The sequence below is a fragment of the Psychrobacter sp. ER1 genome, from assembly GCF_048631835.1.
Classification (GTDB): domain Bacteria; phylum Pseudomonadota; class Gammaproteobacteria; order Pseudomonadales; family Moraxellaceae; genus Psychrobacter.
Map to the genome: position 1 here is coordinate 638652 of NZ_CP184640.1, position 14701 is coordinate 653352.

The 14701-nt window shown below is 39.6% G+C and carries 20 protein-coding genes, 1 tRNA gene and 1 other annotated feature; of the genes, 9 read left to right on the top strand and 12 right to left on the bottom strand.

The window, feature by feature from the left end; genetic code table 11:
- Positions 1 to 77: 77 nt before the first annotated feature.
- Positions 78 to 1253: an Arm DNA-binding domain-containing protein gene (locus ACOBWA_RS02890; protein WP_420230170.1), complete on the bottom strand. Its 1176-nt coding sequence runs from the start codon at positions 1251 to 1253 to the stop codon at positions 78 to 80.
- A gap of 2 nt (positions 1254 to 1255) precedes the next feature.
- On the bottom strand, positions 1256 to 1471 hold the full coding sequence (locus ACOBWA_RS02895) for a hypothetical protein (protein ID WP_021813684.1): 216 nt from the start codon (positions 1469 to 1471) through the stop codon (positions 1256 to 1258).
- Between the two features lie 193 nt (positions 1472 to 1664).
- On the opposite strand from ACOBWA_RS02895, the gene ACOBWA_RS02900 reads away from it, so the two are divergent.
- From ACOBWA_RS02900 to ACOBWA_RS02910, 3 genes are all read left to right on the top strand, one after another.
- The gene (locus ACOBWA_RS02900; protein ID WP_244656560.1) at positions 1665 to 1817 is read left to right on the top strand and encodes a helix-turn-helix domain-containing protein; all 153 of its coding nucleotides are present in this window, start codon (positions 1665 to 1667) and stop codon (positions 1815 to 1817) included.
- Between the two features lie 225 nt (positions 1818 to 2042).
- Complete coding sequence (locus ACOBWA_RS02905) at positions 2043 to 2321, top strand: hypothetical protein (RefSeq protein ID WP_057758591.1); 279 nt, start codon at positions 2043 to 2045, stop codon at positions 2319 to 2321.
- A 31-nt stretch (positions 2322 to 2352) separates the two neighbouring features.
- The gene (locus ACOBWA_RS02910; RefSeq protein WP_057758593.1) at positions 2353 to 2673 is read left to right on the top strand and encodes a hypothetical protein; all 321 of its coding nucleotides are present in this window, start codon (positions 2353 to 2355) and stop codon (positions 2671 to 2673) included.
- A 111-nt stretch (positions 2674 to 2784) separates the two neighbouring features.
- Here ACOBWA_RS02910 and ACOBWA_RS02915 read toward each other — a convergent pair whose 3' ends face one another.
- The 8 genes from ACOBWA_RS02915 to ACOBWA_RS02950 form a co-directional block, all read right to left on the bottom strand.
- Positions 2785 to 2973, bottom strand: coding sequence for a TatD family hydrolase (locus ACOBWA_RS02915; protein WP_420230171.1), 189 nt, complete (start codon positions 2971 to 2973; stop codon positions 2785 to 2787).
- Positions 2970 to 3308, bottom strand: a complete 339-nt coding sequence (locus ACOBWA_RS02920) for a TatD family hydrolase (protein WP_420230706.1) — start codon at positions 3306 to 3308, stop codon at positions 2970 to 2972. Before ACOBWA_RS02920 ends, ACOBWA_RS02915 begins: the two co-directional genes overlap by 4 nt.
- Positions 3209 to 3514, bottom strand: a complete 306-nt coding sequence (locus ACOBWA_RS02925; protein ID WP_420230172.1) for a TatD family hydrolase — start codon at positions 3512 to 3514, stop codon at positions 3209 to 3211. The genes ACOBWA_RS02920 and ACOBWA_RS02925 overlap by 100 nt, the downstream gene beginning before the upstream one ends.
- Complete coding sequence (locus ACOBWA_RS02930; protein ID WP_420230173.1) at positions 3511 to 4179, bottom strand: 7-cyano-7-deazaguanine synthase; 669 nt, start codon at positions 4177 to 4179, stop codon at positions 3511 to 3513. The genes ACOBWA_RS02925 and ACOBWA_RS02930 overlap by 4 nt, the downstream gene beginning before the upstream one ends.
- A gap of 20 nt (positions 4180 to 4199) precedes the next feature.
- Positions 4200 to 4781, bottom strand: coding sequence for a hypothetical protein (locus tag ACOBWA_RS02935; protein WP_420230174.1), 582 nt, complete (start codon positions 4779 to 4781; stop codon positions 4200 to 4202).
- Between the two features lie 177 nt (positions 4782 to 4958).
- Positions 4959 to 5552, bottom strand: a complete 594-nt coding sequence (locus ACOBWA_RS02940) for a hypothetical protein (RefSeq protein ID WP_420230175.1) — start codon at positions 5550 to 5552, stop codon at positions 4959 to 4961.
- A complete protein-coding gene (locus tag ACOBWA_RS02945) occupies positions 5552 to 6760 on the bottom strand; it encodes a KAP family P-loop NTPase fold protein (RefSeq protein ID WP_420230707.1) in 1209 nt (402 codons plus the stop codon). Before ACOBWA_RS02945 ends, ACOBWA_RS02940 begins: the two co-directional genes overlap by 1 nt.
- Positions 6724 to 7317, bottom strand: coding sequence for a KAP family P-loop NTPase fold protein (locus ACOBWA_RS02950; RefSeq protein WP_420230176.1), 594 nt, complete (start codon positions 7315 to 7317; stop codon positions 6724 to 6726). The genes ACOBWA_RS02945 and ACOBWA_RS02950 overlap by 37 nt, the downstream gene beginning before the upstream one ends.
- 265 nt (positions 7318 to 7582) lie before the next feature.
- Here ACOBWA_RS02950 and ACOBWA_RS02955 point away from each other — a divergent pair, with 265 nt between their 5' ends.
- A complete protein-coding gene (locus tag ACOBWA_RS02955; protein ID WP_420230177.1) occupies positions 7583 to 7960 on the top strand; it encodes a hypothetical protein in 378 nt (125 codons plus the stop codon).
- On the opposite strand, the gene ACOBWA_RS02960 is transcribed toward ACOBWA_RS02955, so the two are convergent.
- Positions 7924 to 9094, bottom strand: a protein-coding gene (locus ACOBWA_RS02960; protein ID WP_420230178.1) for an IS3 family transposase whose coding sequence is annotated in 2 segments (ribosomal slippage) — positions 7924 to 8863 and positions 8862 to 9094 — 1173 coding nt in all. Because the reading frame shifts where the segments join, the coding sequence is not laid out codon by codon here. The two genes, ACOBWA_RS02955 and ACOBWA_RS02960, sit on opposite strands and share 37 nt — an antisense overlap.
- Positions 8752 to 8867 (bottom strand) — a sequence feature (AL1L pseudoknot). It overlaps the preceding gene by 116 nt.
- 342 nt (positions 9095 to 9436) lie before the next feature.
- Here ACOBWA_RS02960 and ACOBWA_RS02965 point away from each other — a divergent pair.
- A complete protein-coding gene (locus ACOBWA_RS02965; RefSeq protein ID WP_420230179.1) occupies positions 9437 to 10147 on the top strand; it encodes a hypothetical protein in 711 nt (236 codons plus the stop codon).
- A gap of 383 nt (positions 10148 to 10530) precedes the next feature.
- Here ACOBWA_RS02965 and ACOBWA_RS02970 read toward each other — a convergent pair.
- Positions 10531 to 10607: transfer RNA gene (locus tag ACOBWA_RS02970), tRNA-Arg, on the bottom strand.
- Between the two features lie 351 nt (positions 10608 to 10958).
- Here ACOBWA_RS02970 and ACOBWA_RS02975 point away from each other — a divergent pair.
- From ACOBWA_RS02975 to queF, 4 genes are all read left to right on the top strand, one after another.
- On the top strand, positions 10959 to 11615 hold the full coding sequence (locus ACOBWA_RS02975; RefSeq protein ID WP_420230180.1) for a c-type cytochrome: 657 nt from the start codon (positions 10959 to 10961) through the stop codon (positions 11613 to 11615).
- Positions 11616 to 11932: 317 nt separating this feature from the next.
- Positions 11933 to 12895: an ABC transporter ATP-binding protein gene (locus ACOBWA_RS02980; protein WP_101204942.1), complete on the top strand. Its 963-nt coding sequence runs from the start codon at positions 11933 to 11935 to the stop codon at positions 12893 to 12895.
- A 29-nt stretch (positions 12896 to 12924) separates the two neighbouring features.
- On the top strand, positions 12925 to 13698 hold the full coding sequence (locus ACOBWA_RS02985; RefSeq protein WP_102091147.1) for an ABC transporter permease: 774 nt from the start codon (positions 12925 to 12927) through the stop codon (positions 13696 to 13698).
- Between the two features lie 68 nt (positions 13699 to 13766).
- Positions 13767 to 14651, top strand: coding sequence for an NADPH-dependent 7-cyano-7-deazaguanine reductase QueF (gene queF / locus ACOBWA_RS02990; protein ID WP_420230181.1), 885 nt, complete (start codon positions 13767 to 13769; stop codon positions 14649 to 14651).
- Positions 14652 to 14701: the final 50 nt, after the last annotated feature.

The following is a 14701-nucleotide window of genomic DNA, read 5'->3' on the forward strand; positions in this document are numbered from 1 at the left end:
CATTAATGTAAAGCATCCAGCATTAAAATCGAAAAAAGACATCTATTTGGATGTCTTTTTGTTAAACATAGGTATTTTCATGGATTTTGTATTATACCTCGCTCTATCAGTAGCTTATCTAAAGCACTCCCATCCTGACGAGTTAGATTGGGCACATAACGTGAATACACTGTGAATAACATTGTAGTGCTGCTATGACCCATTTGCGCAGCAATCCATTCAGGAGACTCGCCTGCAGCAAGCCAAAGAGTGGCAGCCGCATGTCTACTTTGATAGGGATTACGTATATCAAGCTCCAGATATCGCAATAACGGATACCAAACTCTCTTTGTCACATTGCGATGACTCAAAGGAGTACCTGCTTTTGTACTAAACACAAACTCACTTCGATGTTTAGTGAAGCTCTGCTGCTCAATCAATGCATCGTAAACCAGTTGATTCATGTGGATAATACGATTAGAGCCGGAAGTTTTAGTGTCACCTATAACACCTCCAACAATTGCTTGATCAATAACGATTTGTCTACGTTCAAAGTCAATATTTTTCCACGGTAAACCGTCAATTTCACCTGTACGCATGCCTGTAAAAAACCGTACTGTGAAATATGGCTTATAGTCTACTCTGACGTTGTCAATGATGAGCATGACTTCCTCTAAGGTAAAAGGACTAACATTACTTTTAGGTACACTTAGTGGCTTTATATTCTTCCAAGGGTTCTCAAAATCAAAACGCTCAGATGCTTCGGTAATCACCATACGTAATGGGGTCATAATGTGATTGATTCGAGATGCTGATAAAAGCCGTCCATTATTTCCCTCCTTGACTAGATTACCCCGAAAAGCCATTATTTTAGCTTTGTTGATGGTATTTAGTGGCACATTGCCAAAATGGGGAAGTAGATAAATCTTAAGTATGTTTTCTACATTAGTTATCTGAGAGCACCGCCATTCCGGTTTTTTTTCCTCTAACCAAACTCTGCTAAAGCAATCAAATCCTGAGCTTGAGTCCTTATGGCTATTCGTTGATCTCATGAGCTCTAAGCTTTGAAACTGCTCAAGCTTTTTACTCTGTGGAAAATAGTTTTCATATCGAAAACTACCTAATTGAATCTCTGCTTGCATTTTACTAACGAAATTTTCTAGACGCTTTCGATTAGGCTTAGTGTCTGCCAGTAAGGTTTGCTCTCTACAACGTTGGCCTATGTATCGAAAATCTACATATAGGTTGCCATTACGGCTATTGATACTCGCCATGATTACGCTCCCGCTGCAAATGGAATGTTATCGTCGTAGCCTGTCAGCATTAACTCTTCAATCTTTTGCCATATGAAAAGAATTTTTCTACCTCCAAATGGTTTGATGTAATGAACGCCCTCAATGAATACCGCATCCTTAAGTTGATTGCGTATTGTCTTGCTGTCATATTTAATACGTTGTGACAGCTCTTCGGTTGTTAAATAGGTATAACTCATAGTAAAATCCTTACTAAAGATTAAAGTGTTATTATCTAATAGCTTTATGACCTGCTATAGAACATAATTTACACTAAAAATCATCTTTTGCAAGACATTTTTATCTACAGTAGGTTATTTTATTATGGGGGAGGTTATGGTGAAATGTAATTTATCTAGAATTATGGGCGAAAAAAGACTTAAGATTGCCGATGTGTCTAGAGATACAGATGTCAACAGAGGCACAATCACACGTATGTATAACGAAGAAGCGACCAGAGTGGATCTAGAGGTAGTAGAAAAGCTATGCTTATATTTGGATATTGAAGTGGGCGACCTTTATGAGCTAGTTAAGGAAGAAGAATAAACTTTCCTCCTTTTAAAATTCAAGATAGTGCTGCGCTTATCAGTTATTACACCAAATAATACGCAGCAATATAGTTTCTCAAATGAGTTAAATGTTCTATTAAGTAATAAAAAGCTCTATAGAAGGTCATTTTGATTTGCATCAGCTCAAAATGTATGTATAATTCAATCTGTAGGAAGTCATTACGACTAACAGAAAGAAATATTAATCTACAGGAGGTTATACATGAACACATTTATTAAGTCACCGCATGCTTCAATCTGGTTAAGCGCCGAAGCGATATCGCTATCTACCAAGCTTATGGTAAACCTGCAAATACAACAGGGCTCGCAGTTAGCAAGAATGCTAGGCGTTAACCCCCTTTTCTACAATGATGAAGCGGTTAGGATATGGGTTCAACGTGAGCTCAATGAGGGGTTAGCGCTAAATCATTATGCATTAACGAATCTTGAGACCAAATTTTTGGACATTATGAATCACTACGATATTCCTTATTCGTTGTGATCAACGTTAACTATTTGGTTTGGAGATAACCATGAGCTTAAAACTTATTTTTAGCGCCAATGCAGATCAGTCCGACATACAACTATGTGAAGACTATTGGGCATACGGGCATGATGGACGGTATGTAGAGCATATAGAAACGCTCTGTAGACAGTATAGTGTTGATTATCATATTTTGTTTGGTGTATTAGCGGAGTGCCAAGCTTACTTAGATGATGTGCACTGTGAGTACTGTGGACGGCCTTATCAACTTGATGTACCAGCGGATATACCTTATATCAGAAAACAATCATCTTGGTTCTGCGAATCATGTATTAGTTTTTCTGGCGGGCAGCTTACAGTTGGCAGGTAACAATTTGAAATGTACTTGATAACCAGATTGCTAATGCTCTCTGGTTTTTTTGCAAATGTGATTTATTTATAGATATATCGAAACGAGGGGAAGAGTTGAGGCTTGCTCTGATTAATGATTAAGCTTTACTAGATGTTTTAGATTCATTTCTAACTGTTCACGAACTAAGGCAACAGGTATGTGCCACAATTCAGATAACTGCTTAGTAGCAATATCACTATCCCATGGCATTAGAGACTTTCTATTAAACTTTGCAAACGGGCCATCCGTTTCAGTAAGAATCCGATCTTTTGGCATCATTGATACCAAAGCTTGCCCTTTTTAGTATTAAGCATTGCAGGACCAACGGTGAACCAACAACCCATATTAATCGCTCTTTTAAGCTGTCCTTGAGTACCTGTAAACCAGTGAAGTAAAGGAATGCCATCAATGCTTTTTAACTCATCTAGAACTTCAGAGGCACTCTTTATACTATGAATACTCATAATCCGACCACCAGAATTGTGCGAACTCTTTAGGATATGGCGAAAAACTTTCAACTGAATGTCCCAATGCTTTTTGAAGTTAGTTCCTCCATCAAGACCAATCTCACCGATATACTTAGCTTCAGGTAGTAGAGCATCGAAAAGCTCAATTTCGTGTGCTCGATGATGAGCAAGTTGGGATGTAGCCCCAAAGCTGTTCTAATACGAGAACTGCCATGTGCTAATAATTTGGTTCCTTCCCATGCTTTGGGAGTCGTAGTTACTGATAATAAATATATGCCTTTATCGTCACATTCTTTAGCTACTTCAAATGGGTTTTGATATAGATCCAAATGACAATGCATATCTATCTTCATAAAATACCTTCTGATTCGAAATATAGCTTAACTTCATTAAGACCTTGAGTAAACACAGTCTTATAATCTGCTAGCTCGTTTTCAGGTAAAGGCCCACTATTTAGAACCCAAGTGCTAATATTCTTACGCTCTTTTTGTGCTACAGCAATTAACATCGCCATAACATCATCCCGATGGTCAGGATCAGATAGTGCATTAGTAAGTGTTTTAAAATAAGTTATATTTTCTTGAATACCTCCTGTGTGCAGAGATGCTTTACGAATAATACAAGGCACACAAGTTCCACACTGTTGATTCTTACGTTTCCAATGGCTACAAGAGACTGTTTTATTTACTAAGTTTGCAAGTAGCGTTCTATCTTGACATTCCAAAACCATTTGACCCTTAGTTTTGAACTGATAGGGGTTAATGATAGTACATTCAATACCAACTTGATCAAAAATACTCTGAATACTTTTAATAAAGTGAGGATGGGTTGTTCTTGTACTTAACGTACCAATACGTCTAGGTGTAAGAGGCGCATTTAGGGAAATAAATCCATTTTCAGGTACGTATAAATCGACATTCTGTAAACTGTTACTTTGCTGTATAGCGCTTGCCCCTACAACTGCAAAAGCTAGAAAATTGATACTGCGAGTACGCATCGTGATATCGGTGATACCCATTGCCTTATGAGGATCTGCGTTTACTTCGAAACGAGAATATTCACCTGATAAAACTTGATCGATTTCTTTTGAAAAGCACTATCACCCTTGTATGCATGACTAATCAATAGAGGTTTATACCCATTATCTAATAAATCTATGGCACCTATTGTTGAGTCTAGTCCTCCTGAAAACAGGCTCACACAATTAAGATTATCAAGTTGGGTGAGTTTAAATCTTTTATCTTGGGGGATAAGGGGAGGCGCAAAACCTCCTTCTGTGAATTCTAAATTCCACATGTCGCCGCTTAAAAAGTGTAAAGCTTTCTCTAGTTGTGATTGCAAAGCAATCCAACAATCTGGTTCACACAATGGGATTTTTAGTGAAAGCTGTCGTGTCCAGCCATCTGGGCTTTCTGAACGCAATACAAAAGTATCAGCTGCCGTAACCGCTAAAGCGATAGATAAGAAATCGATTGCTTTAGAATTGACTTCAACGCCTAAACGCTGAATTTTCTCTGTTATTGGATTACCTATAACACTTATATCACCCCGAGACTTTCCATCTATGCCATATAATTGAACAGGAATTAAGGACTCATTTGCTTGGGGAGTTGTTGACAATCATGATGAAATACCAATTCAGTCATGCGTAATTCTCCCATTCTATCCATACATCAATAATTGTTTGTCTTTGAATTTCTTTAACTTGAACTTGTGTTAATGTACTAATATTATTAGAAAGCCTTTCTGCCATGTGCTCATTTACTATTACATCAATTAATGAATATAAAGAGTTTTCTATGTGAATTGCTTGTTTAGGCGTTTCAGCTTTGTCAAATGCACCCCAGAATCCATCATTAATTGTACAAAAATAACTCTACATAGGTAATTTATCATTGTATTGGTAATAATCTCAGCTGTGACGTTTTGAGAATCGAATATTTCTATGCCTTCTAACGCTTCGGCTAAGGATAGATTCATAGCAGCTCTTATTTTTTCTGAATCACCATCTTCAGTTGCAAGAGACTGCGTTATCCTAGATATTGCAATGTCAACAGGTAGACCGTTCAGACTATCTAAATTGATAGCTGAAGTACCGGTACCACTACCACTAGTTAGCAAACCAAATAGTTGTGAACCTACACTGGTCGCACTACCCATGCGTCTTACTGCTGCTGCACTTCCTCCACTGGAAATTTTTGCATAATGCCCAACAGCTTTTCTTAAATCGGAACTACTACCGTTTGATACTGCTCTACCTAAAGACTCTCTGAAAGAAGCATAGCGACGATTTCCTGAATTTGGTAAAGCTTGCTCAGGTGTGTCATCAGCCCAAGGTGGTATTAAAGGAGACTTTCCTCCTGGTCCTGGGCTAGATTGCGAAGTTCCCATTACTGCTCCTTAGACCACGATGATTGATTTAAAACGCGCTTCAACCATACAGGCTGTTCATTGAGGCTACCTAAGTACCTGACTAATATATTTGCTGAAGCTTCAGAGTGTTCTGCAAGAATATAAGCACCAGCAAAACCTATTGGCTTATTTGCCCAATCTGATACTGTCCTAAGATGACTAATGAGACCTTCCATAATAGGGACTTCTTCTTCTAGCACTATTGTTTGCATAAGTCTTTTTGCTGTCTGTGATGCCTCATTTTGCGTAACTATAAGCGCATCTAAAATATCTCTACCTGCTGGAGATATACCTGTGATGTATGTACCTATAGGTATAGTTTCTCTAGATAAATATATTGCAGGTCTTAAATCAGTGTTAGATAGTTTAGGTTCAAGCTGTGCCCAGTCTTTTATAAAAGCTGTTGTTGTTGGATTATCAGTCCATGATTTAGGGAGATCAGCATCTTTACCGGACTCCAAACTTGAAATGAAACTAGGTTTTCCCCGTTCTTTATCAATACAGTTATAAAAGTCTTTTGTAGCTTGTGCTCCAGCGCATCGTTCAAATACTACTAGTTTAGTTATAAGTGCTTCATCTATTGGCATATTGCGACGCGCAGCGGTCTTAGAACGCATTTTTATTACGTTTAAAAGTCTTTTCACGGTTCTAGGGTTTCCATGAATAATTGGTGAATTAGCTAATATTGGAGCGATACGGTCTGCTCGTTCAAATGATTTTGCTAATTCGTTATCCTCAGTAAATCCGAGCAGAGCTAACGCATCATTTCTAGTGATAGGGTCATCTTTCCAAGACTGTTGTAGAGCAGCTTCTAATCCCTGTCTAAGGTTATTTAGTTTAGTAGAGTCAATTCCAGCTTCAATTGCATATAGCATAAATAAGTAGGAACGAATTTCTCTCACACCAGCTTTGGGTACGCGGATAGGCACTTGAATGAGTTTGTCGATGTAATCAAGCTGGTGTCTATCTGTGCTACCTTTAAAATGCTCAGCAACTGAAGATTTAATCATTTCTTCATCAGCAGCAATTATAAAAGCTGTGTTTTTAAGAAATAAAAATAATCGAATCGCTTCAAGTGTATGAATAGCATTAACAGGTAGACAGCGATCTAAATTATCAATAATAATTACGACTGGCTTATCTAGCTCTTCTAGTATTTCTTCATACTCTGTTCTAAAAGCGTGAATTTGCTCAGGAGGGTTTCGGACTCTTTGGGTTTTATCGTTTTATCAAACTCATTCTTCACATCTCCTACTAAAGCACGACCTGCTACATACTCACTTTCACTTTGAACCCCGTTAGTTGCTTCACCAATAGTACTAACACTTCGGGCAATAAGTCCTCCAGTTGGAACACCGAAAGCTAGTGCGGCTCCTTCAGCAAGCAAACCCAAAGTTCGGAAACCATTAACTCTGTTCAATAACCCTTTACTTTTTTTAAATAAAGTTTCATCTTCTTTAGATGCTTTCAATAGTTCAGTTGCTATCACTTCTAAAAGAGAGGCTCTTGCATCATCAAAACCTTGATAAAGCCATGCATCAAAATTTATTACGATATAGTCCTGCTCGTCGTCTTCTAGTTTAGTTTCAATAAGCTTGAGAAGCGAAGACTTGCCTGCTCCCCAGTTACCAAAAATTCCAATTGAAATAGGTAGCATATTTTTAGCAGATAAAATATCGACCGCAAGATCCGATACTTCACCAAAATTAAGATAATCTTCACTTGATTCAACGTCAGACCACATAATTTCATCTCATTTATATAATTTCATAAACAATAATTATAAACTATTGTGCATATATAAACTTGAATGGATATGGTAGTTTTTGAGTATTGTTAGATGTTTTTTAGTTTTGATTTAGCTAGATGCGACAGTACTTGATGTATGAGATTGCTTGTACCTATCAATTTTTGTGGAGTGTTGGTATATTTGAATTCAAATAGTAATTTGCAAGTCATGAAATATTTCCTAGCTTTTTTCAACTATCATATTGGACGAATCATTTTCTATGAATCAGAATGTAACATCCATTAATTTTTCAAGAGCTGGTGATATTTTTCACTATCGCTGGGCTGTCAAAAGATGCTTAAAGTTATTAGATTTCGATACTGATTTAACTCATATTACGATAGAAGGCTCTGACGATTATAATCAAGGTGGTGAAAATGTTGTTGATTTAGCCGAGTATAGGGAGTCAGCTAATGGTGAAAAGTCGGTAGAATACTTTCAGCTAAAACATTCTACGGTTAGAGCCGATGAAGACTTTAAGATATCTGACCTCAAAGACACTATCATTGGATTTTCTCAAGGTGAACCGCCCCGACTTTATCGGAGAGTGATTTACTTGAGTCAGGCAGCGATGCCTGACAGGGTTAAATTATCATAATACCGCTTTTCAAATTCAAAAGGTGACACATAACCAATCGTGCTATGCAGTCGTGTTTTGTTAAACCAATCGACCCATTCAAGGGTTGCTAGTTCAACATCGTTCACACCAGACCAGCTCTCTTTCAAATAATGAATGACCTCAGACTTATAAAGCCCGTTGACCGTCTCAGCCAGTGCATTGTCGTATGAATCACCTGTAGTGCCAACAGAGGCAATCACACCGCAGTCAGCCATTTTATCAGTATAGCGAATGGATAAATACTGAACCCCTCGATCACTGTGATGAATCACATCTTTGGGATAGTTTCTATCTGCTATTGCTTGATTTAACGCCGCCATCACCATATCTGTGTTCATACGATTAGATACTTTCCAGCCCACAATAGCGCGAGCAAACACATCAATAATAAAAGCGGTATACACCCAGCCGCTTATCGTCTTGATATAAGTAAAGTCTGCCACCCAGAGCTGGTTAGGGCGATGAGCGCTAAAGTTACGATTAACCAAGTCATCAGCACGCTTTTGATCATCACGGCTGTGAGTTGTTATTTTACCCTTACCGCGCCAGACACCTTGTAGGCCATGCTGTCTCATTAAACGCTCTATGGTACAACGAGCAACCTTTAACCCGTCAGCTTTCATCTGCTGCCATACTTTACGCGCACCGTAACGGCATTTGCTGTCCTGCCAGATACGTTTAATCTCGCTGATGTAAAAGTCGTCATGTTGACTGCGCAATGAGCGTTTTTCAGGGTAGCTCTCCAAGTCTTTAGCACGGTGATAGGTTGATGGGGCAATCGGTAATACTCTACAGATCAGCTCGACCCCATAATTATTCTTATGATCGTCGATGAATTGAATCATGATTTTAGTCAGCGGTCGAGCTCCGCCTGGGCGAAAAAGCGGCAGCCTTACGTATGATCTCATTGGCTTGCTTGAGCTCTCTGCATTCGCGTTCAAGCTCCTTGATGCGCTCTTTATCACTTTGCGCTTGCACCGATGCAGGAATAGTTTGATCTATGTGCTTTTTATGCCACGACCGCAGGGTTTCAGGCGTACAGCCAATCTTAGGGGCAATGGCTTGAATCGCTGACCATGTGGAGGGATAGTCGCCCAACGCTTCTATCAGCATGCGAACGGCGCGTTCTTTAATCTCAGGAGTGTAGGTTTGTTTTTCATTGTCGTATTCTCTCAGAATGTTGAGTCTCCGACAATCCCGGGGCGGTTCAGTGTGTTTACAAAGCAAATATTGGAGCGAAGACAAACCAAGTCATAATGACGATTATATGAGGAATGGTAATCAGGCATTAGCGTCTCTAGATTTATTAACTCTCATATGTAAGCAAATGAATGTAGAAATTGCTATTCAATTGAATATCAAAAGAACATATAAAGACTCATATAATAGTTGGAGCAAGGACGATGACATTGGATATATCCCACCCTATAGCAAAAACCTTCCTCTTATCTGCAGATGGAAAGCTTAGAGACGCAACAAAGGGTTATCAACTTAGGTAAGCATTTAATTGATAATTTTAAAAACGATGAAGTTGACGAAATAACAGCATGGATGTGTAACTATATCGCTGAAAAAATATTATTAGTTGAACAAACTAATAATGAGGATACTAAGCAAGAGTGCTTTGACACTATACTTAAGCTTTGGGAAAGACATTCTTCATTTCCTGATGGCAAACGTCCATTTGAAAATCTTGAGCCCGTTTTAGAAACATTAAATTCGCTAAACCCTGGCAATCAAAATAATAGATACTTACCTAATCCATTTGCCCAATTCTCTTCAGATAAAGATGACACTGATTTGAATAGTTGGCTTAAGATGACGAAGGTTTTAGATAAGAATGCACGTATTCTTATCTATTTTTGTATTAATCAAGCTATCAAAGAAACTATAGATGAAGATACCAAGAATTGGCTCACTGAAATAAGCCAGCTTTTAGAAGACCCTGTTATCAAATTTAAGTTTCTTTATCCAGATGAAGATGAGTCGATAACAAACCAAGATAAAATAGAGTCTTTGAGAGGTAAGCTTGCAACTATGGAAGAGTTCAAATCATTAAGTGAAAGTATTATGGGGCTATTGAGGATGAAATATCTGACTTGGAAAAGAACCAATCAGTCACGAACCTTTGAAATTGTAGGCCATACCATTTTGTATTCAAACTAAAAAATGATTACGGATGAACTGATAGGACGTTTTTATTTTTTATCTCGAACTGAGTTTGATTCTTAAATTTTAAGCTACTGAACTTGTCAATAAGCATAAATTATAGGGCTCCGTTACCACAACCAACTTTCAACAATCTTGGTCACAAAATGGTCACCGTTTGGTCACCGAGCACTTGGTCACCGATTTTTAAAAGGTAGAGTACATGCATGCAAACTTATCGTGATTATATTATTAGAGAGTGGACAGCCTCTTAAGAGTTGATGAATATATAACCACTAACCCTTATAAATAAATACTTCAAAGAAATTTTCAGACATAAAAAAGCCTCAAACAATATAATGCTTGAGGTAACATTTGAACAAAACTTAAGCTATAAATAGTGGTGCGCTCGGCGGGAATCGAACCCACGACCCTCGGCTTCGGAGACCGATACTCTATCCAACTGAGCTACGAGCGCATATGATAACGATATGTCTGACTGTCACGCTTAGATGCGTATGATAATTAGCATAAGGTGTCTAGAAATAAAGACCGCTTAGTCTAACAAATAAAAGCATAAAGCCAATAAATGACAGTCGCGATTGAGGTTTTTTAAGAAAAAACAGCCAAGTCATTAAACAAGCATGGCAATTTACCTGCCTTTTCCCTTATAATGTTGGGGAGAATTCATATTTATAATCACCGATTGCAAGTGCGCTGGCACGCGGGATGGCTGTCTGCTATTGAAGACTTAGAGGTCGTCAAAGAAGGACAGACAGAATGTCCGAGCCGTGCTAGTCCTTGTATACGTAATAAGAGAACGTGACGAATGAGAAAAGTAGTTATGTTATCGGCAGCTGCCATTCTAGGAATCGCTAGTATCGCGGTGAGCCAAGCTGAAGATGTTGTAGACACTCCTGTAACTGCGTCAGACGTAGCAGAAGGCCAAGAGGTCGTAGAAGCTGCTCCTGAAACGCTAAGTGACGATACCCAAGCTGCTGCAGATACGACAGATGGTGCTGCGTCGACTGACGAAGCCGCTCCAGCAGAAGGCGAAGAAACTGCCGCTGCAGCGCCTGCCGCTGATGAAGAGCCAATTCCACAAGATACGCCGCAAGTACAGAAGCTAATTGCTTTGTATCCTAATCTGATTGCGCGTATCCAGCCTGTTGCCAATATCTGTTTTGAAGACGGTGAAGCTTGTGATGTAACGGCACGCTCATCTGGCCCAGCTGCTGGCGACGGTCCTCGTGACGGTAAAGCGGTATATAACGCCGTATGTCATACTTGTCATACAGCAGGCTTGCTAGGCTCTCCTATCTTTGGTGATGCTGGCGCTTGGGGTCCACGTATCGCAAAAGGTAAAGATACGCTATATACCCATGCTATCAATGGTTTCAATGCGATGCCTGCTAAAGGTGGCGCGGATATTCCTGATGAAGAAGTTCAAAATGCCGTAGATTATATGATCGCAGAAGCAAGCTAATCTTTGTTGATTACCTTCCAAGCTTTTACGATAGTTATCTATAAAGCGCCTATTTCAGTGATGAGATAGGCGCTTTTTCATGATGAATATTATTAATATGGTACTTCGAATATAAGGTAGTTGAAATTCGTTATGAGTAGCCTCATTTTATGAGATTAGTTCGTTTATTACCGTACATTGTCACCTTTAGATAGTAGAGTGTGTTGAACATTCTTATACGGCTTTTGCCTATATGATAATGATAGTCGAATGTTCAACACGGCCTATTATTCTAAAATCGCATTTTATATAAATTGATAACAAATAAAGAGGTCTTCATGTCTGATGCACCAGCACTCTCCATAAAAAACCTATCCAAGACCTATGACAATGGGTTTTCGGCATTAAAAGGGGTTGATTTAACCGTACCACAAGGTGGGTTCTTTGCATTACTTGGGCCAAACGGCGCAGGTAAATCTACTATGATTGGCATTATTAGCTCGTTGTTTAAGCCAACCACTGGTAGCGTCCATATTTTCGGCACAGACCTATTAGAAAACCCTTCAATTGCCAAGCAATATCTTGGCGTTGTACCGCAAGAATTTAACTTTAATATGTTCGAAAAAGTCGAAGATATCCTGATTACGCAAGCGGGTTATTTTGGTATTCCGGCAAAAGAAGCCAAACCACGCGCAAAGAGACTATTAACCGCGCTAGGACTATGGGATAAACGCGACAGTAAATCACGTGAACTATCTGGTGGTATGAAACGCCGCTTGATGATTGCCCGTGCCTTAATTCACAAACCAAAACTATTGATTCTAGATGAGCCAACGGCGGGTGTCGATATCGAGCTTCGCCGCTCGATGTGGGAGTTTATGCAGCAGATTAATATCGAAGAAAACACCACTATTATTCTGACGACTCATTATCTCGAAGAAGCTGAACAATTATGTAAACGCATTGCGATCTTGGATCATGGTGAGATTCGAATCAATACAGAAATGAAGGAGCTACTGGCGCAGTTGTCGGTAGAGACGTTTGTATTTGATTTGGATACGCCGCTCACTGAGCAGTTGGCTTTGACGGGAGTGACAGGGGTCTCGCAGCCAGATGAGCAAACGCTAGAAGTTACCTTGACAGAAGGTGAGTCACTAAACGGTGTCTTTGATCAGTTGTCTGATAAAGGTATTAGTGTGGCGAGTATGCGCAATAAAGCCAACCGACTAGAAGAGTTATTTATGCGCTTGGTAGACAAAAACATTCAAAGTGCAGATAGCATGAAGGAGGCGGGGTTATGAGTCAGGAACTAATCGATCATAATAAAACAATGTCATTGAGTAAAAAGTGGATTGCGTTTCGTACTATTTGGTTCAAAGAAGTGCGCCGTATTTTACGTATCTGGCCGCAGACATTACTACCACCAGTTATCACGATGAGCTTGTATTTTGTCATTTTTGGTAAGATGATTGGTTCGCGTGTGGGTGAGATGGGCGGCGTGCCTTACATGCAGTTTATCGTGCCTGGTTTGATCATGATGTCGATCATTACCAACAGTTACTCTAACGTCGTCTCAAGCTTCTTTAGTGCCAAGTTCACGTCTAGTATCGAAGAGCTTTTGGTCTCGCCAGTATCCAAGCATGCTATTTTGATGGGTTATATCAGTGGTGGTATCTTCCGTGGACTGGCTATCGGTGTGATTGTCTCGATAGTGGCGCTGTTCTTTACTGATCTTGGTATCGAGCATTTATTTGTGACTATATTTACGGTACTTGGCACGTCTATCTTGTTTTCGTTAGGTGGTTTTATCAATGCGGTATTTGCACGCTCGTTTGATGATATCTCTATCATTCCAAGCTTTGTATTGACCCCGCTGACCTATTTGGGCGGCGTATTTTATTCGATGGAAAACTTATCACCATTTTGGCAAAATATCTCGCTACTGAATCCTATCGTCTATATGGTCAACTCATTCCGTTACGGTATTCTTGGCTACTCTGATGTCAATGTTTGGTATTCGATGGCGGCTATTTTTGTGTTCTGTGCGATATTTTATACCATCGCCTATCGCTTGCTAAGTAACGGATCGCGCGTGCGTTTATAGTGTGTATTATTCGCTAAGCATATTATTATTTAGAGCAAATTTTAAACGGTTTAACATTAGGAAGACAGATGAGTATTCACGGTATCTTGGGCGAGCAAACCACAGACTATCCAACTGAGTATAGCCCAGAGACGCTATATCCGATTGCGCGTAGCATGGGACGTGATGCGATTGGTTGGCAAGACGATAAACTAACCGTCGGTGTCGATTGGTGGCAGGCTTTTGAGATATCTTGGTTAAATCCGCAAGGTATCTCGCAAGTGGCTATCGCGCGCTTTAGCATTCCTGCTAGCTCACCGTTTATCGTAGAATCAAAATCGCTTAAGCTGTATTTGAATAGCATCAATTTTACCGAGTTTGCCAGTTGGAATGACGTACAAGCGTTGATTGCGAAAGACTTGTCAGCTTGTTTGCAAACAGATGTACAGGTAGCGTTATTTCGCTTAAATGATGATCTAGATGGTAACGGAACAGCGTTATTGATCGCTCAGCCTGAGGGTGTTTGTATTGATGAGGCATTGGCAGATAGCACGGATAAAATTGCTTTAACTGAACATCCTGATGCGTCATTGCTGAGTGAAAACGAAGTAGGGGCTAGCGATGAAAGCGTGGCAAGTGATGGTACGCAGCCCTATACCTTTTATTCCAATCTACTGCGTAGCAATTGCCCAGTGACCAATCAACCAGATTGGGGTACTTTGGCCGTATCGATTACTACTGATAAGCCTTTTAATAATGCAAATATGCTGCGTTATATATTGAGCTTCCGTCAGCACAATGGCTTCCATGAGCAGTGTGTCGAGCAGATATTTGCTGATTTGAGTCAATACTATCAGCCAAGTGAGCTAATGGTACGGGCGTGGTATACGCGCCGCGGTGGTATCGATATCAATCCATGCCGTGTTAGTGATATCAGTCTATTGCCTAAGCCAAGCCGCCTAATCCGCCAGTAAGTTCTCGCTCAAAATACAATGTTCATAAGAATACAATGTTAAATAGTTTT